16 protein-coding genes and 1 pseudogene are annotated in these 25,984 nt (G+C 70.6%); 6 read left to right on the forward strand and 11 right to left on the reverse strand.

The genetic code is table 11. The features are described from left to right. Positions 1 to 127 precede the first annotated feature (127 nt). Both ACFXC1_RS45480 and ACFXC1_RS45485 read left to right on the forward strand, forming a co-directional pair. Positions 128 to 925, forward strand: coding sequence for a MarR family winged helix-turn-helix transcriptional regulator (locus ACFXC1_RS45480; RefSeq protein ID WP_381254788.1), 798 nt, complete (start codon positions 128 to 130; stop codon positions 923 to 925). A gap of 83 nt (positions 926 to 1,008) precedes the next feature. Continuing rightward, positions 1,009 to 1,497 carry a cupin domain-containing protein gene (locus ACFXC1_RS45485; RefSeq protein ID WP_381254791.1) on the forward strand — a complete coding sequence of 163 codons (489 nt, stop codon included), beginning with the start codon at positions 1,009 to 1,011 and terminating at the stop codon, positions 1,495 to 1,497. A gap of 40 nt (positions 1,498 to 1,537) precedes the next feature. Here ACFXC1_RS45485 and ACFXC1_RS45490 read toward each other — a convergent pair whose 3' ends face one another. Further along, positions 1,538 to 1,945, reverse strand: coding sequence for a RidA family protein (locus ACFXC1_RS45490; protein WP_381254793.1), 408 nt, complete (start codon positions 1,943 to 1,945; stop codon positions 1,538 to 1,540). Positions 1,946 to 2,090: 145 nt separating this feature from the next. On the opposite strand from ACFXC1_RS45490, the gene ACFXC1_RS45495 reads away from it, so the two are divergent. Next, complete coding sequence (locus ACFXC1_RS45495) at positions 2,091 to 2,471, forward strand: winged helix-turn-helix transcriptional regulator (RefSeq protein ID WP_280892056.1); 381 nt, start codon at positions 2,091 to 2,093, stop codon at positions 2,469 to 2,471. A 27-nt stretch (positions 2,472 to 2,498) separates the two neighbouring features. Here ACFXC1_RS45495 and ACFXC1_RS45500 read toward each other — a convergent pair whose 3' ends face one another. Together ACFXC1_RS45500 and ACFXC1_RS45505 are read right to left on the reverse strand one after the other, a co-directional pair. Continuing rightward, the gene (locus tag ACFXC1_RS45500) at positions 2,499 to 4,946 is read right to left on the reverse strand and encodes a glycoside hydrolase family 2 TIM barrel-domain containing protein (protein ID WP_381254796.1); all 2,448 of its coding nucleotides are present in this window, start codon (positions 4,944 to 4,946) and stop codon (positions 2,499 to 2,501) included. Next, positions 4,943 to 5,896 carry an alpha/beta hydrolase gene (locus ACFXC1_RS45505; RefSeq protein WP_381254798.1) on the reverse strand — a complete coding sequence of 318 codons (954 nt, stop codon included), beginning with the start codon at positions 5,894 to 5,896 and terminating at the stop codon, positions 4,943 to 4,945. Before ACFXC1_RS45505 ends, ACFXC1_RS45500 begins: the two co-directional genes overlap by 4 nt. 165 nt (positions 5,897 to 6,061) lie before the next feature. Here ACFXC1_RS45505 and ACFXC1_RS45510 point away from each other — a divergent pair, with 165 nt between their 5' ends. Next, entirely contained in the window at positions 6,062 to 6,994 is a 933-nt protein-coding gene (locus ACFXC1_RS45510; RefSeq protein ID WP_381254800.1) for a LacI family DNA-binding transcriptional regulator, read from the forward strand. 123 nt (positions 6,995 to 7,117) lie between these two features. Here ACFXC1_RS45510 and ACFXC1_RS45515 read toward each other — a convergent pair whose 3' ends face one another. The 4 genes from ACFXC1_RS45515 to ACFXC1_RS45530 form a co-directional block, all read right to left on the reverse strand. Next, a complete protein-coding gene (locus tag ACFXC1_RS45515; protein WP_381254802.1) occupies positions 7,118 to 11,368 on the reverse strand; it encodes a carboxypeptidase regulatory-like domain-containing protein in 4,251 nt (1,416 codons plus the stop codon). Positions 11,369 to 11,670: 302 nt separating this feature from the next. Next, positions 11,671 to 14,667: a helix-turn-helix transcriptional regulator gene (locus ACFXC1_RS45520; protein ID WP_381254804.1), complete on the reverse strand. Its 2,997-nt coding sequence runs from the start codon at positions 14,665 to 14,667 to the stop codon at positions 11,671 to 11,673. A 475-nt stretch (positions 14,668 to 15,142) separates the two neighbouring features. After that, a complete protein-coding gene (locus tag ACFXC1_RS45525; RefSeq protein ID WP_381254806.1) occupies positions 15,143 to 15,691 on the reverse strand; it encodes a DUF6882 domain-containing protein in 549 nt (182 codons plus the stop codon). Positions 15,692 to 16,177: 486 nt separating this feature from the next. Then, entirely contained in the window at positions 16,178 to 17,839 is a 1,662-nt protein-coding gene (locus tag ACFXC1_RS45530) for an alkaline phosphatase family protein (RefSeq protein ID WP_381254808.1), read from the reverse strand. A gap of 395 nt (positions 17,840 to 18,234) precedes the next feature. On the opposite strand from ACFXC1_RS45530, the gene ACFXC1_RS45535 reads away from it, so the two are divergent. Next, a complete protein-coding gene (locus tag ACFXC1_RS45535; RefSeq protein ID WP_381254810.1) occupies positions 18,235 to 20,010 on the forward strand; it encodes a hypothetical protein in 1,776 nt (591 codons plus the stop codon). Between the two features lie 268 nt (positions 20,011 to 20,278). Here ACFXC1_RS45535 and ACFXC1_RS45540 read toward each other — a convergent pair whose 3' ends face one another. Together ACFXC1_RS45540 and ACFXC1_RS45545 are read right to left on the reverse strand one after the other, a co-directional pair. Next, positions 20,279 to 21,187, reverse strand: coding sequence for a COG4705 family protein (locus tag ACFXC1_RS45540; RefSeq protein WP_381254813.1), 909 nt, complete (start codon positions 21,185 to 21,187; stop codon positions 20,279 to 20,281). 164 nt (positions 21,188 to 21,351) lie between these two features. Beyond that, positions 21,352 to 21,965, reverse strand: a pseudogene (locus ACFXC1_RS45545) (COG4705 family protein); the annotation flags it as partial. 186 nt (positions 21,966 to 22,151) lie between these two features. Here ACFXC1_RS45545 and ACFXC1_RS45550 point away from each other — a divergent pair. Then, the gene (locus ACFXC1_RS45550; RefSeq protein WP_381254815.1) at positions 22,152 to 23,219 is read left to right on the forward strand and encodes a bile acid:sodium symporter family protein; all 1,068 of its coding nucleotides are present in this window, start codon (positions 22,152 to 22,154) and stop codon (positions 23,217 to 23,219) included. Between the two features lie 58 nt (positions 23,220 to 23,277). Here the strand turns inward: ACFXC1_RS45550 and ACFXC1_RS45555 are convergent, their stop codons facing one another. Both ACFXC1_RS45555 and ACFXC1_RS45560 read right to left on the reverse strand, forming a co-directional pair. Then, positions 23,278 to 25,017, reverse strand: a complete 1,740-nt coding sequence (locus ACFXC1_RS45555; protein ID WP_381254861.1) for a phosphatidylglycerol lysyltransferase domain-containing protein — start codon at positions 25,015 to 25,017, stop codon at positions 23,278 to 23,280. Between the two features lie 526 nt (positions 25,018 to 25,543). After that, entirely contained in the window at positions 25,544 to 25,963 is a 420-nt protein-coding gene (locus ACFXC1_RS45560) for a hypothetical protein (RefSeq protein ID WP_381254818.1), read from the reverse strand. Positions 25,964 to 25,984 lie beyond the last annotated feature (21 nt).

Below are 25,984 nucleotides of genomic sequence, written 5' to 3' on the forward strand. Positions count from 1 at the left end.
GCAGGTGTGAATACCGACTCACGCAGGTTCGCTCTCTTCGTTGCACACACCCCCGTGCCGACAGCTCAGCCCCTCTCCCGCCTCCGGAGCTCCGTCGTAGCCCGAGCAGCTCGAAGGAGTGTCGTCGATGCGTGCGACCTTGCCTCTGCCCACCTCCGACGTCGGCTTCTTCGCCGACGATGCGTTGCACGACCCCTACCCCGCCGTACTGCTGTCCGCCTACGACGCCTGGGTACTCCCCCGCTACGACCACGTCCGCGCGGCAATGTCCGACCACGAACGCTTCTCGTCGGCCCACGGCGTCGGCTACAAGGACCACCGGGCTGCGGGCTCTGCCGGCCGCACTGTTCCCTGCGATCGCGGTTGCCGACCCAGTCGGCTTACCGAGGAGGCACGGGGGCTTCTGCTGTCGTTCGCGGACACGGTGTTCAACTTCGCCCGGCACCGACAGGACGACCAATTCCCGCTGATCCTCGCCGCCTACTGCAACGCCAGCGCCCTGCTGGAAGACACCATCGACCAGCAGCTGAGAAGCACGGCGGGCATCATGCACCTGTACTACACGGTGATGGTGCGCCTCTCCGATGCCCCCGACCGACGCCTTCGGATGACGGACCTGGCCGAGCAGCTCACGATCTCCCGCGGGCGGCTCACCCATGCGGCCCGCCGGCTGGAGGAGGACGGCTGGGTCCGCCGCGAGAACTGCTCCACCGACAGGCGTACCCAGTTCGCCGTTCTGACGGACGAGGGCATGGCCGCCCTGGCACGGATCGCGCCCGGACACGTCACCACCGTCCGCGCCGCGATCTTCGACCACCTCAGCAGCGAGCAGACCCGCGCCTTCACCGAGATCTGCGCGACCATCCTCGCCGCCCTCACCGATCCGAACGGTCCCGCCACCACGGGACTGCCCTGGCGTCGCTGACGCGATCCATCGACAGAAGAGCTGGACCATCTCGCCGTCACGTTGCGAGCGATCAAGGAGAATCGCCGGGCGACAATGACACCATGACCGACAAACCTTCCCGCGGTGCGCCTCGCCCCCTCCTGCGCCACCCCTCGGACGGCGAGCTCATAGACGTCGCCGGTGTCGCGCACTTCTTCCGACTCACCGGCGAGCAGACGGAGGGACGCTTCGCCTTCGAGGAGTTCAGCCTCGCGCCGGGCACCATCGGTGCCAGGCCCCACGTACACGAAGGACACGACGAGTACTTCTACGTGCTTGAAGGCGAGTTGACCCTCCACACCGGGGACGGCGAGGTGACAGCCGGCCCGGGGTATCTGCTCGCCGCGACTCGCGGCACCCCTCATGGCTTCCGCAACGAAGGCCCGGCCACCGCGCGAGCCCTGTGCCTCTACACCCCGGCCGGCTACGAGAACTACTTCCGCGACGTCCACGCCGCCGTGAGCGCCGGCGCCGAAGCGACCGACCAACTGCTCGCCGAATTCCGCAGCCGCTACCGGACCGGCTCGTACCCGCTTCCCTCGGACGCTTAGATGACCGGTCCGAGACTGCGTTTGTCCCAGGAGCGCCTGTTCAGTCAAGGACCGCGGTGGCTTCGATCTCGACCAGATGGTCGGGGACATCGAGGGCCGCAACGCCTATCAGTGTGGTCGGCGGGGCCGGGGTGATGCCCAGCTTCGCGGCTGCCCGGGAGATCCCCTCCAGGAGCGGGGTCATCTTGTCGGGGGTCCAGTCGACGACGTAGAAGGTCAGCTTCGCCACGTGGTCGAAGGAGCCACCGACCTCGGCCAGGGCGGTGCCGATGTTGAGATAGCTCTGCTCGACCTGGGCGGCGAGGTCGCCCTCGCCGATCGTGACTCCCTCGGCGTCCCAGGCGACCTGACCGGCGACGAAGACCAGCCTCGACCCGGATGCGATCGACACCTGCCGGTAGACATCGATCGTGGGCAATCCGCTGGGGTCTACAAAAGTGATGGCCATGCTGCCTTCTCCTCGTCCTGAGCGCCGCCTGTGGGCTCGCGTCCACGACGCCCCAGCGGCTCTCGGTCTCTTGTGGTTACTCAGGGACCATAGGAGAGTGTTCGCTGACGTGGAAGAACGCACTTTTCGGTGACTGGAGAACCTTATGGTGACCAAGCAGTTCACGGGCTCCCCCGAGGACGCAGACCTGGCGCGTGCGGGCTCCCTGGCCCGGGAGATCTTCTCCGACGTCGCCAACAAGTGGGCGTTCCTGATCGTCGAGGGTCTCGGTGACCGCACCCTGCGCTTCAGCGAGCTGCGCAACGAGATCGAGGGCATCAGCCACAAGATGCTCACCCAGAACCTGCGCATGCTGGAGCGCAACGGCCTGGTCGAGCGCACCGTGTACCCCACGGTCCCACCGAGGGTCGAGTACACCCTCACCGAGCCGGGGCAGGCCCTGCGCGCAACGGTCGACGGAATGTGCGGCTGGACCCACCAGTACTTCGGCCACATCGAGGCCGCCCGCCGCCGCTTCGACGCCTGACGGACGGTGCACGCGCCGCCGGCCTGGCTACCGTTCGGCGACGACCAGGACTTCGACCGGGTCGCAGTCGGCTGCGGTGGCGAGGAGGTGGATCTCGCCGGGGCCGGTCGGTCGGAGAACGGCCAGGGCGCGGCCCTCGTAGGTACGGCGTTCTGTGGCGTCGAAGCGTTCCTCGGTGGACGGGTCGGCGCTTCCGAAGCCCAACAGGACGCCCGTGCCGGAGACTTCGAGGCGCACCGGGCGATCGGCCGCGGTGTGGAGAGTGCCGTCCGGGTCCGTCAGGGTGAGCGAGACGTACGCGAGGTCGCCGCCGTCCGTCTTGATCACCGGGCGGTCGGTCTCGGCACACAGCCGCACCGGACCGGTCGCGGAGCGCACGACGTGGCGGCCGGTTTCGATGCCGTCCCGGTAGGCGATCGCCAGGAGCTCTCCGGCCTCGTACTCCGTCTCGAACTCCGCACGGAAACGGTGGTCCCGTCCCACCAGTCGTCGCCCCGACGAGCGTCCGTTGACGAGGAGTTCGACCTCGTCGGCGTCGCCGTAGACCTCGATCGTGACCGGTTCGCCTTCGAAGCCGGGCCATGTCCAGGTGGCGACGGTGTCGCTCCACGCCCAGGGCGTCCCGGCCCACGTCCTGCCGTGGTGTTCGGGGCGGCGGACCACGATGTAGGGCTCGTGCCGCAGGCCGAAGACGATCTCGCGGTAGTAGGAGGCGGGGCGGCGGTGGCCGGTGATGTCCAGGTCGCCGCAGCCTGCGACCAGGTAGGGGTAGGGGGCGGTGTAGGAGGGTCGCGGGGCACTCGGGGTGAGGTACTGGGGGCGGCCGATGCCGACCTCGCCCAGGTAGTCCCAGCCGGTCCAGGTGAAGTCGCCGATGACGTGGCCGTGTTGCTCGACCAGGCGCCAGTTGCCGTCGATGCGGGTGGGGAAGGTCTCGGTGCCGAGGATGATCCGGTTGGGGTACAGGTCACGGTCCAGGGCGTAGCGGGCCTCGGCGTAGTTCATGCCGGCGACGTCGAGTACGGCGAAGGACTCGGCCGTCTTCTCTGTCACGAGGCCGGAGGCGCTGATCGCGTTCATCATGTCCCCCGCGTCGGCCATGAGGGTGTTGATGCCCTTGTCCGTGTCCTCGTCCGTCGACTGCGGTGACTGTCCGCGCAGCCTGCCCAGTTCGGACAGGACGGCGAGCATGCCGTTGACGGCGTTGGTGACATAGCGTGTCGGGTCCAGGGACCGGACCTTCTCGGCGAGTCTGCGCCCCCACGCGGCACCGAAAGGTGTGCCGGTCTCGGGGATCTCGTTGCCGATCGAGTAGAGGACGACGCTGGGGTGGTTGTAGTCCTTGGCGACCATCGCCTCGATGTCGCGCTCCCACCACTCGGGGAAGCTCAGGCTGTAGTCGAACTCGCTCTTGCCGGACGTCCACACGTCGAACGCCTCGTCCACGACGAGCATGCCGAGGCGATCGCACGCGTCCAGCATCGCCTTGCTCATCGGGTTGTGGGACATCCGGATGGCGTTGAACCCGGCCGCCTTGAGGAGTTGGACCCGTCGTTCCTCGGCGCGGGCGAAGGTCGCAGCGCCCAGAACTCCGTTGTCGTGGTGGACGCACGCGCCGCGCAGCTTGACCGTCCGGCCGTTGATCCGCAGTCCGTACTCGGGGTCCAGACGCAGCGAACGGATGCCGAAGGTGACGGTCTCGGCGTCCAGGTCCTTCAGGGTCACGGTGGCGGCATACAGGGTGGGAGCGTCCGGGCTCCAGAGCAACGGGTCGCGGACGTAAAGGCGTTGGCGTACCGTCGCGGCCTCGCCAGGCAGCACTGTGGCCTTCGACGCGTCACTCGCCACGGTGCTTCCGTCGGCATCGCGGATCTCCGTGACGACGTCGACCGTACGGATCGCGATCGAGTCGTTCTCGACCCTCGTCGCGACCTCGACCACCGCCCGCCCGCCGTCGATGTCCGGGGTGGTGACGCGGACCCCGTCGGGCGCGATCCGGACCACCTCTCCGACCAGCAGCCAGGTGTCACGGTAGATACCCGCGCCGGTGTACCAGCGCGAATCCCGGTGGGCGCGTGCCTCGACCTTGATCTCGTTGTCCTCGCCGAAGCGGAGAAAACGGTCGGCGTCGATGAAGAAGTGCGAGTACCCGAAGGGGCGTTGCCCGGCGTAGTTCCCGTTGATGTGGACTGTGGCGTCCCGGTACACGCCCTCGAACTCGACGAGGACCCGCTTGCCCCGGTACTCCTCGGGGACGGCGAAGGTCTTGCGGTACTCGTAGACCCCGCCGGGGAAGTAGGCGCCGGCGCCGCCCTCCGTCGTGGCCTCGCCGCCGGGGGCCGTACGCTCCCGCTCGATCATCGCGTCGTGCGGCAGTGTCACCGGCCGGAAGGGCGCCTGCGTGCCGGCCAGTTCGGCGAAGGGGTTGACCTTGGTCCGGGTCTGCCAGCCGTCGTTGAAGGACGTACGGATCATGCGACCTCGCCTCCGCGCACCTGCGAGGTCGTGCCAACCAGCCGTGCGCCCAGCCAGGTGCGGGCGCGCTCCAGCAGCCCGTGGGAGACATGTGTGTCGGGGGCCCACGCTTCGAAGCCGTGCGGGGCACCGGGGACGAGGTCGAACGTGCAGTCCACGCCCGCGTCGCGCAGGCGTTCCGCGTAGGTGCGGCACTCGTCGGTGAACAGGTCGATGTCGCCCACGCCGATCCAGGCCGGGGGCAGACCGCTGAGGTCGGCGCGCCGGGCCGCCACCGCGTGGTCGGGTGCCCGGGGGCCGCCGGGCTCGGCGCCGAGGTAGGCGCCCCAACCGGTCCGGTTCGCGGCGTTGTCCCACACCCGGTGCCGTACCGGGTCGAGCTCGCGGCGCGCGGCGGTGCGGTCGTCGAGCATCGGGGAGAACAGCCACTGCGCGACCGGCTGGGTCCCTCCGTCGTCGTGCAGCCGCTGGACCAGGCAGGCCGCCAGCCCCGCGCCGGCACTGGAACCTCCGGCTGCGACACGCTCCCGGTCGATGCCGAGGTCCTCGGCCGATGCCAGCAGCCGGTGCCACGCGGCCAGGACGTCGTCGAGAGCAGCGGGGAAGGGATGTTCAGGTGCGAGGCGGTAGTTCGTCGAGACAACGACAGCGCCGAGCTCGCATGCTGTCACGGCGCAGAAGGCGTCGTCCTGGGCGACATCGCCTATGAGGTACCCGCCGCCGTGCACCCACAGCAGCGCCGCTCCCGATCCACCGCCCACCGGTGTGTACACGCGCAGGCCCCGATCTTCACCGAGGATGCCGACGTCGACGCCCTCGACCGGCCCGCCCGTCCTCCGCCGGACGGTCAGGGCGCGCACAAGGCGCCGCCCCCACTTCTGGCGAAGTGGCAGCCGCGGTATCCGTGCGACGCTGCGGCGCAGCTCCGGGTCGATCATGTCGAGCTTCATGGGCGCTCTCCTCGAATCCGGTCCGCGGCACGAACCCCACGGCTGGTAAAACGTATTACCAACTGCCTGCGGTACGGTATCCAGCGCATCCCGCACCCCACAAGCCCCGGATCGGACCGCACGCGGAAGGCCCGCCCACGGCCTCCGCCCCCAAGGAGCGAGTGAGTGATCAAGTCCACGCGCGCGACGGCCAAGGACGTCGCCCGGGCCAGTGGCGTCTCGCAGACGACGGTGAGCTTCGTCCTGAACGGGGCGGCCGGGCACGTCTCCGAGGTGACGCGGGAACGGGTGCGGCAGGCCGCTCGCGAACTCGGTTACGTCCCGAACGGTTCGGCGCAGGCATTGCGCACAGGGGCGTCCCGCATCGTCCTGCTCAACGTCGAGGGCATCCCCACCGGCAGCAGCCTCGGCAACTACATCCGGGGCCTCGACGCCGAGCTCGCCGCGCACCACCACGTGCTGCTGGTGCTGCACGGCCACCTGTCCTCGCAGGATCTCTCCGACGTGGCACAGGCCGTCTCCGCGCGGGCCGTGATCGACCTGGCCGACTCCGGTCGCGCGGACACGATCACCGCCGACACCGGGGCATCCCTCATCGCGTTCTCCGCGCAGGCCGAGGTGCCGGTCCGGTATCTCGCCGGGCAAGGCCACCGGAACATCGCCACCGTGCTGCCGGACACCCCCGAACTCCAGGCGCTCGCCGGTCTGCGCGAGCGGCTGATGCGGCGGGCCGTCGAAGCCGCGGACCTGCCTGGCTGCCCCACCCTCGTCCTTCCCGGCGACCTCGGGGCCGCCGAGGAACGGCTGCGTTCCTTCCGCGCCGAACATCCCGAGGTGACCGCGCTCGCCGCCTACAACGACGACGTCGCGCTCGTCACGCTCGCCGCGATGCGGCAGCTCGGCCTGCGGGCCCCGCAGGACCTCGCGGTCATCGGGTTCGACGACTCTCCGCACGGAGCACTGTTCTCACCCGCTCTGACGACCGTGCACATCGACGCGGAGGCCCTCGGCCGCATCTCCGCACGCACCGCACTGGGCCTGCCCGCCGCCGACGCCACCCCCGAACCGGCACACGTCATCGTCCGACAGTCCGGCTGAGGCCCGCCCATCACCGCCTGTGGACCGGAACCGAACGTCCCACGGACCTGGGCGAGCGGGCGAAGCCGCGCCCACCCGGACAGAGCGTCCGGGTGGGCGGGACGTGAGCGAATGGCGGTGGGGTCAGGTCGCGGTCAGCGACAGGTCGGCCGTCGTGGCGCCGCCCGGCAGCAGGGTCACCTCCTTGGATGCCGGGCGATGGCCGGCCGCGGAGGCCGTGATCCGCAGTGGGCCCGGACGGGCATCCAGCCAGAGGTCGTAGTGGCCGGCGGAGTCGGTGCGTACCGTGTGCGCGAGGTGGTCGCAGCCGGCCGTTCCTCCGTGCGCGACGGGGCAGACCAGGACAGTGGCTCCGGCGAGCGGCGCTCCCGTACGTCTGTCGGTGATCGTTCCGGACAGGTGGCCCCAGCTCCGCGGGATCGTGACCTTGAGGCTGACCTTGACGGAAGCTCCGGCGTAGGGGGCGTCGGTGCTGTAGGTGAGTCGGGCGCTGTAGGTGCCGGCCGTGGCCACGGCGGAGGCGTCCACGCGGACGGTGACCGTGGTGGAGCGGCCTGGGGCGAGGTCGAACGAGGTCTTGTCCGCCGAGAGCCAGGTGACGTCGTCGCCGTCGCACTGGTCGTGGCCGGGCAGGACCTCGGCCGAGGAGGCGGTGCTCAGGGACGCGGTCATGCCGCCGACGCGGTAGATCCCGCAGCCGCCGCCGGCCCGGAGGACGGCGGATCCGGTGTTCGGCAGGCTGGACCAGGTGTTGGACACCGGGTCGTATTGGGTGACGGTGTTGACCGCGGCCGTTCCGACGATGCCGCCGACGACCTGGAGTTGGCCGTCGTTCCCGCTGGCGGTGGCGCCCCAGCTCGCGTAGGGCATGTCGGCCGCACGGGTCCAGGTGTCGGCGGACGGGCTGTAGCGGTAGGTCTGCCCCTTGGGGGTGGCGACCCCGCCGCCGACGACCGTGATGCCGCCGGCACAGACCAGTTCACCGGTGATGCCGGTGCAGGCGCCGCGTTCCATGGTGAGCGGGTAGTCGGCGCGGCGGGTCCAGGTGTCGGTGGCCGGGGTGTAGCGGTAGACGGTGCTGACGCTGTCTCCGCAGCCGGCTCCGGTGCAGCCGCCGATGACATACAGGCTGCCGTCGAGGGTGGTCACATTCGGCATACCGATCGCCTGGGGCAGATCGGCGAGACGGGTCCAGGTGTCGGTGGTGGGGTGATAGGCGTAGAGCGTGGCGCGGGCACCGTCCGCGGTCCAGCCGCCCGCGACATACATGGTCCCGTCGACGAACGCCCCGCCGGGTGACTCCAGGGCCTCGGGGAGGTCGGCGATGGGTGTCCAGGCGTCGGTGGACGGGTCGTGCACATAGCCGCGGTCGAGGTACTCCCCGCCGAAGAGACCTGAGATTCCGGCGACGGAGTAGACCTTGCCCCGGTAGGTGCCCACCGCGTTGTCCATGACGGGCTCGGGGTAGTCGGCGATGCCGGTCCAGGACCCGGTCGAAGCCGCTGCGGATGCCGTGGCCGGCTGGTCGCTCGATGTGCTCTTGGCGGCCGGGGAGGTGGAACTCATCGGCCCGGGCGAGTAGTTGCCCTTGACGCGCAGCGTCGGGGCGCCCGCCGACGTGTCCGACGTGGACGTGGAGATGCCGTCCGGCGAGGTGTAACCGGTGCTCTGCTCACCGAGGTCGACGTGCAGCGGCGCCTGTCCCTTGTTGGTGAAGGTGACCTTCCTGCTGCCCGATCCGCCCAGGGTTTCGCTGACGGAGAGGCTGCCCGAACTCACCGCCAGGCGGCCCGCCTTGAGTGTGCGGTCGAACCGGTTGACCTTGTCCGGCCGTGTGCTGAGGGTGCCGGTCGAGGTGGTGTAGCGGGCGGCGGCCGTCCGGTACGTGTGCCGTCCGGCGGGGGCGCTGAACAGCCAGTAGTAGCCGTCGGCCGATGCAAGGTCGTCGGGTGTCGCCACGGTGGTCGCCGTCGTGTACCTGTCGGCGGTGTCGGTGACGGTGGCGGGCGTGATGGCACCGCCCGTGTTGCCGTCGACGACCTTTCCGGCGACGATTCCTCCGCTCACGGCCGCGCAGGAGCCGACGGTGACGGTGTCGAGCTGCCAGATCGACAGACCGCTGCCGGAGTAGTGGAAGCGCACCTTCACGTGCTTCGCACCGGCCGCCTGGGGCAGGGGAACCTCGGCGTGGCCCAGGTACTCGGCCGTGTCCCGGTGCCACACCGTGGTCCACGTCGCGCCCGAGTCGAGGCTGAGGTCGACGTCGGCCACCGAGTCCTTGCTGGCGGCGTAGAGGGCGTAGAAGCCGAGAACGGGTGAGTTCTGGCCTGCCAGGCTGAAGGTGGGCGAGACGAGTTCGGTGTCCTCGTGGACACCGCCCCGGCCCCAGGGGTCGGCGGTGGCCCAGTTCCCGGTTCCGCCCGTGTAGTTGGCCAGCAGGCTGTCGGCGAAGTCCCAGGTGGCGCCGCTCGTCCCGTTGTCGACGACCGTCCAGCCGTGCTCCGGCGTGGTGCCGGTCCAGCCTTCGAAGTCGGCCGCGCCCGGGTAGGCCTGGCCGGGTGCGACGCAGGCCGTCCGGTCGACGTCCGGCGTGACGTCGGTACGTACGTCGGCCGTGCCCACCGGGACACTCAGGTCCGTGCTCCGGTAGCCGGGGTAGACCGGGGCCACGTGGACGTCGTAGGTGGCGTTCTCCGGAAGCTCCACGCGGTACTTGCCGGTGTAGGGGTCGGTGTAGACGGCGCCGTTCGGATAGCCCTCGATGGTGATCTTCGAGTACAGGGGCCAGCCGTGCCCGCTGCCGTCCTTCACCGTGCCGGACACCGTGCGGGTCGGCACTTTCACCAGGGTCAGGTCGGCGGTGGTGCTCTGGTTCTCGGCGACGCTCACCGCGGAGCGGGTGTTCTCCCGGTAGCCGAAGTCGGTGGCGGTGATCCGGTACTCGCCCACCGCGACGGGAAGGTCGTAGGCGCCTTCGGCGTCGGTGGTGACGTGGTACTCCCGGCCGTCTGCCGCCTCTTCGGAGATGTCCAGCGCCGCACCGGCGAGCGGGGCGCCGGACGTGCTGTCGGTGACGTGGCCGGACAGCGTTCCATGGGCGCCGAAGGCCAGCGCGGACACGCCGACCGGGGTGCCGAGACCGGTGGGGCCGTCCCAGCCGGCGCCGGCGGTGCACACCACGGTGCCGCAGTCGTCGTTGGACCCTGTCGTGACGTCGGTCAGCCCGGAGGCGTTGATGTACGGGTAGGTCACCGGGTAGGTGTCCTCGACGGGGGTGCCCGCGAGCGCGTACATCGCCGTGATCAGCGGCGCGGAGAGGCTGGTGCCGCCGACCTGCAGCCAGCCGTCCTCGCCCACCGTGTCATAGACGGCCAGACCGGTCGCGGGGTCGGCGACCGCGGAGACGTCGGCCGTCGCGCGGGTGTCGCAGCCGGTGGTGAGCCCCCTCTGATAGACGGGCTGGGCCTCGTACAGCGAGCAGCCCGATCCGCCGGAGGTCCAGGCGGACTCCGTCCAACCGCGCTCCGTGTCCGGCGTGCGGGTCAGCCGGGTGCCGCCGGCGGCCACCACGTCGGGGTTGGTGGCGGGCCAGTTCTGGACATGGCCGGTGTCGCCGGTGGACGCGACCACGGCCACTCCGGGATGGTCGTAGTGGTGGTCGTACGCGGTCTCGGAGGCACTCTCGCCGGGCAGACCGTAGGAGTTGGAGACGTACTTGGCGCCGAGGCGTACGGCGGTGTCGACCGCGGTGCCCAGGTCGTCCAGACTCGCCGAATCGCCTTGCACGAGAAGGATGTTGCACGCCGGACAGGCGGCCGAGACGGCGTCGAGGTCGAGCGCGGTCTCCAGTGCCCAGCCCGCGTCGTCGGCGGGGTAGTCCGTGCCGCCGCTCTGATCGACCTTGCGGAAACAGCCGTTGGCGGTGGTGCACTCGGGCAGCCCGTAGTGCGTGCGGTACGCGGCCAGGTCGGCCTCGGCGTGGGAGTTGCCGTACGCGTCGACGATCGCGACGGTCCGGCCCCCGCCTGTGGCGGGAAGGCTGTAAGCCGCCTGGATGTCGGCCGGGCCCAGCGCCGCGGACGGGGGCGCGCTCGCCTGTGGCCGGACGATGTGGTCGGAGTCGGTGCGCACGTCGGCGAAACACTGGGCCACGCCGTCCTTGAGGCTGGAGTTGTTGCAGCCGGCCGGGACGTAGTTCTGCGGGACGTTGTCCTGCGGCACGGCGTTGAGCAGGTCGGAGGCCTTGGAGGAGTCGGCGTCCGAGGCGGATGCGGAGGAACTGGGGGTGGCCGCGGCTGCGGTGGCCGGTGGTATCGCGGCGAGAACTCCGGCGCCGAGACAGCCGGCTATGAGAAGGGAGAGGGGAGCGCGCACGCGCGCACGTCTTGAGGACAGCGAGAAGGACAGCAAGGGGCACCCTATTCGTCACGTTCAGGATTCGATCGGGCCGAGATCAGAGGGGTTCGTCATCGCTGTACGAGTCGTCCGCACAGGCGGGGTCCGCCGTCGTGTCGTCGGCGGGTACGCCCGGTGCGGCGGGCGTCGGTTCGGGAGGTGTGCTGATTGTGCGACGGATGGTTGCCTCTCCGGCCATGTCCAGGTGAAGGCAGGCTCTCGGATTCTGCGCGCACTGAGTATCGACGGTTGCCGCGTGGCTTCGCGATGGGGCGGATGACCTAAAGATCGGAGCCCGCGCCGGCGGCGTGCCCTTCCGACGGGGTGAGTCCGGCCTGCGTCACGCTCACCGCCAGTGCGGTGCGCGAGGTCACTCCGTATTTGCGCATGGCGGAGTTCAGTTGCGCGGCAACGGTCTTCGGGGAACGGGAAAGTGCGCGTGCGATGGCCGGGTTGGTCAGACCGGTGAGCAGCAGCCGGACCACTTCCAGTTCGCGCGGGGAGAGTTGGTCGCCGTAGCCGCGCCGCCCGCCGCGCCACACCTGTCGTACCGGCGCCCCGGCCGCACGGAGCGCGACGTGCACCCGGTCGGCGTCCGTCCGGGCTCCCAGAGCCGTGAATCCGGCCTGCGCGCGGGCGAGTTCGGCCAGTCCGGTATCCCTCTCCCCCACCGCCAGCAGGCAGCCTGCCCGGCGTTCGGCCGCGAGCAGCGCCTCGTACGGTCGGGGCAGGCGCTTCCAGGCGGCGACGGCCCGGCCGAACGCGGCCGCCGCTTCGACGCCGCGGCCCTCACCTTCTGCCAGGATTCCGCGGCACGTCTCCAGGGCCGCGTCCGCTACCGGCAGGTTCTTGCCACTGAGCCCTTCGGCGAGGTCCGCGACGAACTTCCTTGCCTGGTCCGACCGTTCGACGGCGAGCAGCGCTCCGGTCCGTACCGGTGCGAACTCGGCGGCCCACAGCCAGATGTTCTTGCGGGCCACGACGTCGGCCGGTCCTTCGGTCAGCTCCAGCGCCTCCGCGGCCGACCCCTCGGCGAGCCGGATCCGCGCCAGCGCGGCCGCCGGCTCCAACGGCAGATCTACGATGCCGCGCCGCAGCCCCGCGTCGAGCACCTGGCGCAGCCGCTCTTCGACGGTTCCCGCCCCGTCTCCGGTCATCGCCTCGGGGCCGGGACCCGCCGCGCTGCCGCCGGCCGCCCCCTCCAGCAGAGCCATGATCAGCTGGGCGTCCAGCTGGAGCAGGGGTTCCGCGTCCACCGCCGCCAGGGCTGCGGCTCGCTCGGCAAGTCCGTCCCAGGCGCCGGTGAACCAGTCCAGGTGCACCAGCGTCACCTGGATCATGTCGTGGAGTCGTTGGTACCGGTGTTGTTCGGCCCTGGCCAGCGCTGTCGTCAGCAGTTGTCTGGCCTCGTCGTAGCGGCCCCAGCGCATGGCCCCGTTGCCGATGTTGAGCCCACTGCGGGCCAGTTGCATCATTCCTTCCGGGGTCGCCGCGGAGTCGGGCAGTTCCGCGGCGACGGACCAGCCGGCCTCGTCGCCCATGTCCAGCAGGGAAGTCGCCCGGTCCACCACCAGAGCCAGCCGCTGGTCCGCCGTCATCGGCAGCCGGGCCGCGACGGCCGCCCGGTCCAGCCAACCGCGGTGCTCCGCGGCGGACATCAGGGTGCTCGGCGGGCTGCCGAGGGTGTTCATCGCCCACGCGGCCTGGAACGGCTCACCGGCCAGATCCGGCAGTGCCCTCTCCAGTTCGGCCGCACCGGCCGCGTACTCACCCGCGTGCAGCAGCATCCTCCCCAGCTGCGTGCGGACGGCCGCGCGGTCGTGCGGGGCGAGCGCCTCGGTGTCCAGCACCCCGCGCAGCGCGCGGGTCAGGTCACCGCGGCCGACGAGCCCGGAGAAGGCCAGGACCGGCATCTTCTGCGCCCACCGGGCCACCGAGGCGGCGGGCGGATCGCTCTCGGTGAGCAACTCGTGCAGAAGTCCGACGGCGGTGCGATGGTCCCCGGAGGCCAGCGCGAGGTCGGCGGCCCGTTCGGCGTACTGACGCCACTGCCCGGTGTCCCCCGCCTCCCGGTAATGGTGGGCGAGCCGAGCCACCGGCTCCGGCGTCAGGGCCCGCAGTGAACGACCCGCTCCTCGGTGCAGGGCTCGGCGGTCGGGCGCGGGCGTCATGTCGTAGACCGCGCGGGCCGCCAGCGCGTGCCGGAAGCTGACCCGGCCGGCCCGGTCCTCGCCGAGCAGTCCGCTGCGTACGGCGGCGTCCACGGCCCGGCCGACAACGTTGTTCGGGAGCCCGCTCACCATCGCGAGGACGGCCGGGCCGACCGGTTCGGCCAGCACGGAGGCGGCCTGCAGCACCCGCTGTGCGACCGGGGTGAGACGCGAGGCGCGCTCGGCGACGGCGTCCCGGATGGTGGGCGGCACAACGATGTCGGCCGACGTCCTGCGTACCCACTCGCCGTCGCGCCGGACCAGATCGGCCCGGTCGCGCAGCAGCCGGACGGACTCCTCGATGGCCAGCGGTACACCGTCGGTCCGTTCCTGGAGGAACGACGCGAAGGACTCGGAGACGTGTTCCCCGTCGAGCATCGACGACATCAACTCCGCGGTCTGCGGCACGTCCAGCGCGCCGAGACGGATCCTTACGTGCCCGGTGCCGGCCGGCGGCCGGGCGGTCAGCCGCATCAGCACGGACTCGGGCGCCACGTCCTCGGGACGGTAGGTCAGCACCATGCTCATCCGGCGGGAACGGCGGGAGGCCAGGAACAGCAGGAAGTCCAGGGTGGCTTCGTCCGCCCAGTGGACGTCCTCCAGAACCAGCACGCCGACACCCATCGCGTCGAGCAGTTCCGCCAGTGCGCGAAAGAGCCGGTGCCGGGCGGCGCCCGCGTCCGACAGCGCCTCGGGGGACGGCGGCAGGTCCTGCCCCCACTCGGGGAACAGCGGCCGCAGCACCCCGGCGAGGGAGGTGAGGACCAACTCGGCCACATCGGGCCGGGCATCGCGGGCGGCATCGACGACCGGACCCAGGGTGAGGGCCTCCCGGAACGGCGGGCACATGGCGGCCAGCGGCCGTCGGGCGGCGACACCGGGCTCGTCCAGCGCCTCCTGTACGAGCCGGCTCTTGCCGATTCCGGCCTCGCCCTCGACGAGAACCACGGCCGGCGGCCGGGCCAAGGCGTCCGTCAGCCGGTGCAGTTCGACCGCCCGGCCGACAAAACGCGGAACGCTGAGGCTGGGCAGCACACGCGGGAGGCCGCCCTCCGCAGAGCGCTCCATCCCATCGCCTCCCCGACTGCGCCCCGGGTCTGCCCGACCCGAACGCCGGCTGCCTCTGCGGGCCCCACCACCGCAGCATGCCACTACGCCGGTACCGATCGCGGCTCGGGTATGCCAACTGCTGCCGATCCAAACATTGCTGACGATGCATCAGTTATTGACGGACCGTCGGACACGACGAGGCGGTCGGCTGTGAAACCGACGCCGCCCCAACGCTCAGGATGACTGAAGTACCTTCAGACGCCCGCCAGTTGGACATCCGCACCGTCCCGCCCGGCCGCCACTGGACGATCGTGGTCGCCTGCAGGGCATCCTGTTCGCGCTGCACACCGGGATCCGGTGTCGGCCGGTCGGCTACCACGGTTCGTAGATGGAGGGACACCATGTCCGGCGCGGCTTTCAAGATCAGATCTCACTGATACCGGCTGCCGATCCCGAACCCTGCTACTCGGCCGAGCCCCGCCGGCGGGCCTTCTCATAGCTTGCCGTTCAACGTCCGGCGGCCGACGCCGGCAGCCGGGGTATCCGTGCAACCGTCACTGTCGCTCGGAAGCGAGCACCAGGTCATGGACCATGAAGTGGAGTTGCACCTCGTCCGTCGACTCCGCCCACAGCCCCTCCGCGTCGAGCACGGATGCCGCGACCGTCCGAGCCTCAGCGACGAGTTCGGGTGGGAGGTGAAGCCTGGCCAGGGAAGGACGGGGTAATCGTTCTCCTCGCCGAACCGCCGAACCCTCTCGATGTCGCCCAGGGCGGCGTGCGGGAGTGAGTCGTTCGCCCAGGACCACAGCCAGGTCTGCTGGGCAACGCTGACGCTTCCGATCACTGTGAGTCGGCCGGCGAGGAACACCTTCCCGTCGCGCGACCACGTGATCTGCGCGTCGTCCATCGACCAGTCGTACCGCACGTCGCCCGACAGGCCGAAACGCTCGACCATGAGTACCTGCCGCGAGCGGGCACGCTCCCGGGCCGCGAGCACGACCGCCTCCCAGCCGGAGTGGTCATGCTTCGAGCGGTCGTCCACGTTGCCTCCTCATGGTGAACTGCCGGCAAGATCCTGCCACTCCGGCCTGTGGCCAGGATTTCCAGGCCCGGACTTGCGGCGGCGGCTCCGACTAGCCCTGCGCAGCTGCGACTTGCGTCCCTGGGTGGTGCGTTGGCGTACCTGACCCAACGCACCACCCAGCGGACGGCCGAGCGGGCCGAGGAACAAAGACGGGCTGCGGCACATGCACGGCCGTCACGGTGGGAGGTCGGCGACGAGTGGTACGTGGCGGCCAGGCCGGCGATGGACGGTCTGCGGATAGCCGAGAAGGGGGTAGAGCTGCTGTGTGCCCCCGGCCTGCACGCCCCCACGAACGTATGCCCGCGCCCTCAACCAGGCGGTCTGGCAGGAGCGGGACGACGGGCGCCTGGCTGATCGTCTGGAACCCTTCAAAGCCGAGTTCCTCGCCGTCGCCCGCCGCAGCCCGGCCTGACTGTCGTACCTCGTGGCTGCGGCGGGCGAGAGTCACTTCGCCGACCGGCGGACCGGCAGCACGGTGGTGTGTTCCTCGCGTACGGCCTGCAGGGAGCGGGGGTCGAGCCCGAGGAGGTTCAGGATCGTCGGGGCGATCTGCTTGGTCTGCACGTGCGCGGAGTCGCGCACGCCGGCCGGGACGGAGGCGCCGGAGACGACGAGGGGGACGGCGAGGTCGTCGGAGTGGCCGCCGCCGTGCTCGGCGATCTTCTTGGTGCCGCCGGTGTAGACGACGCCGTACTGCGCGACTCCGAAGAGGTCCGGGACCCGGGCGTCGCCGGGCTTCACGTGGAAGTAGTCGGCGGCGGCCCTGCCGGCGTAGACCTTGCTGAGCCCGCTGTGGGTGTAGGCCTTGGGCTTGGCGTTGATGTCGGTGCCGGTGCCGCTCTGTGCGAGCAGGTACTTCTTGGCGAAGGCGGTGGCGGCCGGGGAGCGGTCGGAGAGCCAGAGCAGCATGGCGTCGTCGTCCACCGCGTGCGTCACCAGGTCGGCGGCGCCGGGGTGGAGCTTCTTCCAGGCGGCGTTGAGGCCGTCCAGCAGCGGGCCGTCGTCGACGCGGGTGAGCGCGGCGGGGTCGGTGGGCGACTGGCCGTGCTTGGCGGAGAGGATGACCGTGGTGCTGCCGGCGAGGTGCCGCTTGCGGATCTCGGCGGTCAGGGCGCCGATCTCCGTGTTGACGAAGTCGAGGTTCTTCACCAGCAGCGGGCCCGGGACGTTCTTGGCGGTGTAGCCGCCGGTGAGACCGTCGGAGGCGGGCAGCTTCTGCGCGGTGGAGACCGACTGGAAGTTGAGGCCGAAGATCGCCGGGGTGCCGACCTTGTGGGTGCGGCTGTGGTCGTAGCCGTCGATCTCGTTGAGGACGGCCTTCACCTTGTAGCCGTCGTACTGCTCGGTGGCCTTGTTGTCCTTGGTCCAGTCGTCACCGGTGGCGTAGCCGAGGGCGTCGCTGTTGATCTCCGGGGTGAACAGGTCCTGGACGCCGGTGCCCGAGGGGCCGTTGAGGATCTCGTAGGCGGCGTGCTTGTCCGACCAGGCGGTGCGCAGACCGGCCTGGCGGGCCACCTCGAAGATGGTGTTCACCTTGAGGTAGGAGTGCGGGTAGACCGGCTTGCAGGTCTTCGGGTCGACGGGCAGCTTCGACGGGTTGATCAGGCTCTGCGGGCGGCCGGTCATCGACAGGATGCTGTCCGGCAGGCCCGCGAGGCCCTGACCGGCGTCGATGGAGGCCTGGTTCTTGTCCAGGTCCTCGGTGAGGTCCACCTCGACTCCGGGCTTGACGCCTTTGCAGCCGGTGGTGCCCGCCGGGAGGAGCGCGGCGTTGTAGGTGTCGTCGTAGTAGACGCCCGTGGTGCCGGGGCTGCCGCCGGTCGCCTGGGCGACCATGCCGGGGAAGGAGTCCGACGGCGTGGTGGTGCTGGCGTGGGTGTACTCCACACCGCCGCCGACCAGTTGGGCGAGCGCGGAGTTCGGGTGCCTGGCGATGTACCAGGCCAGGTCCGACTGGTGCAGTCCGTCGACGGAGACCAGCAGGACGTGTCGGGTGGCGGCCGGGTGGTGGGTGGCGGCGAACGCGGCGGGCTGGGCGGCGGTCACCCCGGTGAGAACTCCGGTCGCGGCGAGGAGGGCTGCGGGCCTGACGTGGCGTCTGGACATCTGGTTTCTCCCGGGTGTTCGGGGCGGGTTGCGGGTGCCGGGCTCATCAGAGTCGTGCCTTGTGTACCGGAACCGGCGTATCTGTGAACACATCCGGAATGAGCGGTCGGGTCTTCGCCAAGCAGGCATGGGTTTCCCCAAGGAAGAGAGGCGTCCAACGGATCCACGGGGCTGCGGCTGAAGCGGGGAGGGTCGGCGGAGGCACCCGGGCAGGGGAGCAGAGCGGCGGTGCCGACACGAGCGCCCCAGAGAGAACGTCCGCGGGCCGGTGCTCCCGAACATCACCGCGGGAGCCCGCCGCTCCTGAACGCCCGACCACATTCTTATGACGCTCTCACCCCATCCGGGCGAACCCAGGATGCCCATTTCACCTCTACATGATGTAGTAGCCGAGTATGGAGAAGGTGGATACGACCGCCCATACCGGCCATACCGGCCATACCGGCGAGGCGGGAGTTCGGCGGAGTTACACCCGTCCGCCCGCCGCAGGCCGGCCGCGGGCTTCCGACGACGCGGACAGCCCTCAGCAGTGGCACCGGGGCATGACGCTGATCGGCACGATCAGCCTGTTCATCGGCACCCGCTCGGCCTGGACCCAGGCGATGCTCACCCATCCGCCCGTCGCCGCGGTCATCTCCGTCTGCTACGCCGGGATCCTCGGGTGCGGGGTACTCGCACTCGCCGTACGAGGCCGGCGCGCCCTGATCCGGGTGGACGCCGCAGTTCTCGTTCTCGCGGTGGCCCTGGTGGTCTGCGGTTACTGGCTGAACCACACCGGCACCGACGAGGGCGTACTGACCGCACAGGCCGCGGACCAGATCGCGCACGGCCGCCCCGTCTACGGACAGCCCTGGCCCTGGCTGTTCGGCACGTCCAACTCCGGCCTGACCAAGACGATGTCCGGCTCGGCGGACTACACATACGGCTATCCACCACTGACCGCCCTGCTCGCCGCACCGGTCCACGCCCTCCTGCACACCTCGGCAGCGGCCACCCTGGTCACCACGGGGGCGCTGATCGCCGGAACGGTCACGCTGTGGCTGCTGCTGCCCGCTCCCTGGCGGTCGGCGGCCACCGCCGTGTGCCTCGGCTTCGGCATCCTCCCCGGCTACGCCCGCTCCGGCTACCCGGCGATCGTCGCCCTGGCCCTGCTGATCCCGGTGGCGGTCCACTGGCCGACCACCGGAGCGGGCGGACGTCTGGGAGCGAGCGGTGTGCTGCGGGCCGTGTGCCTGGGCGCCGCCTGTGCCGCCCAGCAACTGGCCTGGTTCTTCGCCCCGTTCCTGCTGATCGGCCTGTACGCGGTACGGCGCGGCGAACTCGGGGCCCGTCCCGCGGCGGCCGTGCTGGCCCGTTTCGCCGGAGTTGCCGTGCTGACGTGGGCCGCCGTCAACGCCTACTTCGCCGCGCAGGGCTTCTCCGCCTGGCTGCACGGGCTGCTGCTGCCCCTCACCCAGAAGGCGATCCTGCACGGGCAGGGCCTGATGGGCATCTCCTACTACTTCACCGACGGCAGCAGCCGCCTCGACTACTACTCCTACGCCAGCGAGCTGCTCCTTGTCGGTCTGCTCGCCGCGACCCTGCTGTTCGTCCGGCGCCTGGGAGCGGCGCTGACCGTGCTGCCCTGGCTGTCCTTCTACCTCGCCACCCGCTCCCAGGACGGCTACTTCCTGATGATGACCCCGCTGTGGCTGGCCGCCGCCGCGACGGTTCCTGCCTCGGCCCTGGCCTGTGCCTGGCAGCCCCGCATCCCCCGCCTCACCGGCCGCCCCGCAAAGGCCACCGTGGCAGTGGCGCTGGTGACCCCGGCACTGCTGTGCGCCTGCATCGCCGCCGCAAGCGCGCCACCCCTGCACATGACGCTCACGGCGCACCTCACCGGCCGGTCCCACCCCGCCGTCACCTCCGTCACCGTGCGGGCGGCGAACACCACCGGGACCACCCTCACCCCGCACTTCGCCAGCCGCGTCGGCCAGGGCGCCTCCAACTGGTGGACCATCACCTCCGGCCCCGCCACCGTCGCCCCGCACAGCACGGCCGTGTACGTCGTACGACCCGCCGGCGGCCACCGCGCACTGCCCGGCGCGCATCGGCAAATGTCCCTCATCGCCGTGACCGGGACGCCCATGACGATCAGCACCGCACGCATCGAGGTCACCGGGCAGCCCTGAGCCGGTGCCGGGCAGCCGAACGGGGAACCCGGCCCAGGCCCGGAGAACGGCGATCCACGGACCTCCGCCGTGGGCGGTGGCCATGCGCACGGTCGGCCCGCAGGACACGGTCACTGCCCCCGGGCACGAAACGCACGGCCCACCCGCCCGGCAGGACACCCTTCGCACCCCTCACGTCACCCGGACCGGCCGTGCCCTGCGACCGGGGGACGCCCTGCCGCGTGACGGCCGAGCGCACCCGAGCCGGTCACGCTGTCGGCCAAGTGCTTCAGTCGCGCGCGCCAGGCCGCGGAGGCGACGACGGAGACAGGGCGGGGCGTCGGCGCTCCTGGACGTGGGCATACCCCATCAGGCCGATCAGGACCGTCAGGAGTACGGCCGACGAGCCCGCCGTACCGAGGTCGAGGCCGCCCTTGGCGGTCGGCTTGGTGAGGAAGTCTCCGGCGGTGGCGCCGAGGGGACGGGTCAGCACGAACGCGATCCAGAACAGCAACACGTTCGGCACCGCCGGCGCCCTCATCAGGGCGACGAGCACCAGCAGCACACCGGTCACGAGCACGGCCCCGCCGGCGTAGCCGAGGCCCGAGCTGTCGGACAGGAAGTCGCCCATGGAGGTGCCGAGGGTGTTGGAGACCAGGATCGCCGACCAGAACAGCGCCTCTCCGCGGAAACTGACGATGTCCCGGATGACGAACGTCATCCCGGTCAGTTTCCACACCGCGAAGATGACGACCAGGATCGAGATCAGGATCGCCGCGCCGGTCGGGTAGCCGAGACCGAGTCCCTGCGGGCCCCAGCCCAGTGAAGTCGCCCCCTTCGCAAGGTACTTGGTGCTGGCGTCGCGGTTCATGAAGTCGGACATCGTGGTGCCGGCGGTGCTGGTCGACAGGATGACCGTCCAGTAGAAGAACGGGTTGTAGCGTCTTGAGCGAAGCTGCACGACGAGGGTGGCCACGAAGATCGCGAACAGCACGGTCGTGGTGAGGAAGTAGCCGAGCTTCAGGGTCTGGGCGAAGAGGTCGCCGGCCGTCTCGCCCAGGGTCGTCGCCGCGATCTTCATGATCCAGAAGGCGAGGGTGACCTCGGGCAGCTTCTTCGTCACCGACTTGACGGTGGCCACGGCCCGTTGGCGCGTACCGGTGACGTCGGTGTCGGTGAGGGCTTCCGGAATCTCCAAGTGCCGGACACTCCTGTTCTGTACGTGGGGGGGGTGTGGGAGCGCGCCCGTTCCCGTGAAGGAAACTGGCGCCCTGTAACGCGTGGTCCGGCCGTGGGGGACGGCCGCCGGGTCCGACTCTGTCGATCAATTCCTTGACGCTTCCTGAACGCCTCCCGTGCTGTTCAGGCCACCTGTCCCGCGACGGGCCCGCGGTCGATGACGTCCTTGCGGGTCACCGTCAGGAACACCACCAGGCCGAGGATGACCGCCAGGAAGGGGACGCTCGTGACGACCGTGCCGAGCCCCAGCCCGCCGTCACCGGTCGGCTGGGAGAGGTAGTCACCGATCGAGGCGCCCAGCGGACGGGTGAGGATGCAGGCGATCCAGAAGCTCCACACGGCGTCCAGTCCGAGGGCGAAGTGGGCGATGCCGACGGCGGCGATGGCCAGGGCGAACAGGACGGCCAGCCAGTAGAAGGACTCACGGCTGGTGGTGTCGATGCTGTGGATGGACAGGGTCCGCTCCCTCCGGTACCAGACGACGAACACGACGGCGAGGACGATCCCGAACACCGCGGTGGCCGTCTCCAGCGGCACACCCATGTTGTCGGTCGGGTTGTCGCTGATCAGCGTGCCGACCACGCTGATCAGGGCGACGGCCAGTACACGCCCGCGCGGTAGGCGGCGGTGCGGAAGTGCACCACCAGGACGACCCTGAGCAGCGCACTCATCAGCACGGACACGCCGGTCAGGTCGAGCCCGGCCTTCTCGTTGAGCAGGTCGGCCGCGGTCTCACCGGACAGTTCGTAGGTCATAAGGCGTGACCCTGCCAGCGATCACCTGAACGCATCCTGACTGCGCGTGCTGATCACCAGCCCCACCCGTACCGTCCGAGAAGGATGCCCTCATGTACATCCACCCGTCCCACCCGCACATACCGGCGTCCCGCCCCGCCCCTGCCCTCGTGACAGAAGAAGGACGCCGTGAACCCTCCCGCTGTTTCCCCCTCGCCTGTTGACCGTGCGACAAACTGGCTGCGCCGTCGGCTCGGCCGCGCCGTCCTCGTCTCCTATACCGCCGCTCTGCTCCTGCCGGGGGCGGGCCTTTGGTTGCGCCGCCCGCACCCCCTGCGGCTGGGCGGACCGGCCCATCTGGCCCTGCACACAGCCTCGCTCCTGCTGTCCCTGGTGCTCCTCTCGGCCGGACTCCAGGTACCGGTGCGCGCGCTCGGCCGTGTGCTGCGGCGCCCCAAGGCCATGCTGGCCGGACTCGCACTGCACCTGGCGATCCCGCTGCTCGTCGTGCCGTTCGTCGCCCTACTGCTGCGCGGCACCCCCGACTCCGACGGCGGCAGCGGACTGCTCACCGCGATGATCCTGATCGTGGCCATGCCCGTGGCCGCCGGCGCCACCGTGTGGACCGCCAAGGGCGAGGGCGACCAGCCGACCATGGTCGGACTCGTCCTCGCCTCCACCCTCCTCAGCCCCCTCACCACACCGTTCCTGCTGGCGGCTCTGGCACCGCTGCTCAGCGGCGGCTACGCACGGACGCTCACCAGTACGAGCGGCTCCGCCCAGAGCGGATTCACCCTCGCCACCGTTGTCCTGCCCTGCGCCGCGGGTCTCCTGTGCGCACTCCTGCTTCCGCCCTCATGGCACGAACGTCTCCTGCGGGCCGTGGTGCCCGCGGCCCTGGCCGGCTCGCTGGTCCTGACCTACGTCAACGCCAGCGGCGCCCTCGGCACCTTCCTCGCCCAACCGCGCCCGCTGCTGTTCACCGCAGCCCTCGCCGTGGCCGCCCTGGTGTGCGTCCTGTCGTTCGTGCTGGGCCGGCTGGCCGCGCGCGTCCTTCGACTGGACGCCCCGGTGGCCTCGTCGCTGACCCTGGCCTGCGGCATGAACAACAGCAGCGCGAGCGCGGTACTGATCACGACCTCGCTACCCGACAAGCCCCACCTGCTGCTGCCGGTGCTCGCCTACGGGCTGTTGCAGAAGACGGCCGCCAACCGGGTCGTCGCCAGACTGCGGCCCGTGTCCCCCGCGGTGTCCTAGCGTCACGCTCGACAGGCCCGGAGCCGGGCTCGTCGGACGCACCCACTGCCGAGCCGCCCTACGGGCCGTAGGGCGCGGGGGCCGGTTCCGTCTCGGAGGCCGAGGAACGCCCGCGGCGCCGAAGGGCGGGCAGGGGTGGCGGGGTGAGGAAGCCCTCGGCGCGGGCGCTGGCCAGGCCGATGCGGGGGATGTCACCGCTCTTGGCGAACAGCAGGAAGCGGGGTTCCCACACGGGCCGGTACTTGGCGTTGGCGCGGTAGAGCGACTCGATCTGCCACCAGCGGGAGAAGAAGGTGAGCATCGAGCGCCACAGCCGCAGTACCGGGCCCGCGCCGAGGCGGGCGCCGCGTTCGAAGACCGCGCGGAACATGGCGAAGTTCAGCGACACTCGTCGTACGCCCAACTCCTCTGCTCGCGACAGCAGTTCAACGACCATGAACTCCATCAGGCCGTTCTCGCAGGCGCGGTCCCGGCGCATCAGGTCCAGGGAGAGGCCGTGCTCGCCCCAGGGGACGAAGCTGAGCAGGGCGCGCGGTTCACCGTCGGCGTCGCGGCATTCCAGCATCACGCAGCGGCCGTCGCCCGGGTCGCCGAGCCGTCCCAGTGCCATGGAGAAGCCGCGTTCGGTCGGCCCGTCGCGCCAGTGGTCGGCCTTGTCGATCAGCAGCGCCATCTCGTCGTCCGTGATGTCCTCGTGGCGTCGGACGCGCACCGTGTATCCCGCCCGGTGCACCCGTTTGTGCGCCTGCCGCACCCCTCGCATCGCACGTCCTTCGAGGGTGAAGTCGGCGATCTCCACGATGGCCTCGTCGCCCAGTTCCAGGGCGTCCAGCCCATGCCGGGCGTAGATGGTGCCGGCCTCCTCGCTCGCGCCCATGACCGCCGGGGTCCAGGCGTGCAGGCGGGCCTCTTCCAGCCACGCGCCGATGGCGCCGGGCCATGCCTCGGGATCGCCGATGGGATCGCCGGAGGCCAGGCTGACGCCGCCGACCACCCGGTAGGTGACAGCCGACTTGCCGCTGGCGGAGAAGATGACGGCCTTGTCGCGGCGCAGCGCGAAGTAGCCGAGCGAGTCCCGCTCACCGTGCCGGGCCAGCAGGGCGCGCAGCCGCTGTTCGTCGTCCTCGCCGAGCAGGGCGCGACCGCGCGGGGCACGGAAGCAGGCGTACAGGACGAGCAGGAAGGTCGCCGCGATCAGGATGTTGATGAGGACGTCGACCCAGCGCGGAGCGTGCACGGCGTCGATGCGGTCGGCGAGCGGGCCGACGCTGATGCCGCGCAGCAGGGTGTAGGCGATCTCGTCGGCCGGCGTGGCGCCGGGCAGCTTGTTGGTGGCGGCGACCAGCAGCGTGCCGATCGTGCCGCTGACAAGGAGACCGCCCGCTCCCACGGCGAGGGCCAGCTTCGGGTTCGAACGGTCCCCGACGGCCTTGAACTCCCCGCGCCCCAGGAGCAGCGCGGCCACGAACAGGCCGGTGAGCAGCAGGGAGCCCCAGTTGGTGACGTGCTCGCGGTACGCCTCCTGGGTCATGGCCAGCGTGTAGAGCGCGAACAGTCCGCCGGCCAGCAGCAGGTTGAAGATCCACGCGGCCCGTTTGCGGCGCCGCATGACCATGGCGAGGAAGAGCGCCAGCGCCGCCGAGACGAGCCCGGCGGTGGCCAGATACGGGGTGAAGTACTCACCGACGTTGTGCTCCTGGACCTCGTCGCGGAACGACAGCGAGACCACCGCGCCCAGGTTGAGCACGGCCATCAGCCGCAGGTACCAGACCGTGGCGGACGCCGCGCCCCTGCGCAGCCGTGTGCGTGGGCGCGGTGGCCCGGCCGGGGAGGGAACGCGGTCCGCGGGCGTGTGGTGTCGAAGGTTCGAGGGCGAGAGGTGTGCGGGCACCGTGGGGGTTCACCTCGGAGGGAGGCCGGGGTCACCGGCGTGGACGAGGACGGAAGACAGGCCGGGTCGGCAGAGGAGGGTACGCGGATCTGATGCATGACCTGGGCTATTCGCACAGCGTCGCGTCGTACGGGTTCCCAGCGCCGAGGTCGTCGTCGACGGGCTGGACCGGGCCCCGCTCGCGATGCCGCCGGAGGACGGCCTGCACCATGTCGACAGGGACACCGCCGCCGGCCTCGTGGATTTCGACCAGTGCCAGGGCATTGCCGACGGCCCGCAGCGCGCCGAGAACTCGCTCTCCGGCCCACGCCGCGTTGTCGCCTCTCCTGGTTCTGCGGGCGCGTGGACAAGGCTGTCTCGTCGAGTCCCGTTCGCCGAAGGGGCGTCGCGCCGGGCGAAGTCGGGGGCGCTGGAGCCGACATGGCGGCTGATCTCACCGCTTCTCCTCCCGCGCGCAGGCGATCGACACGTTGTCCGAGACCGTGCAGTGCGGCTGTACCCGCACCCCGGCCGCATGCTGCGCCGGGCAGCGGAAGACGTCTTTCTCGCCGCTGATGCCGTCCGGATACCTGCCCACCTGCAGCGGCTCTCCCTCCGTCCCCGCGTTCAGGTGGAGATCCCAGATCCAATCCCATGCGGTGCACGCGGTGGCGAGGGCGTCCAGCGGAATCCGTACCTGGAACCGGCCACCGTAATTGTCTGCGGGCAGCCCCATCTGGGCTTGGCCTCCATCGCGGGCCTGAAGTACGAGGGTGGCCTGGCCAGCGCCGATTCCGACCAGGGACAGCCGCAGCACGATCCCTCCCCGGCGCGGCCGGACCTCGACCACCTCCGCGGTGCGCTCCGGGTGCATGCGCGTTAATTTGACCACGTT

This window comes from Streptomyces hokutonensis (genome assembly GCF_042751305.1).
GTDB classification, from domain to species: Bacteria; Actinomycetota; Actinomycetes; order Streptomycetales; family Streptomycetaceae; genus Streptomyces; species Streptomyces hokutonensis_A.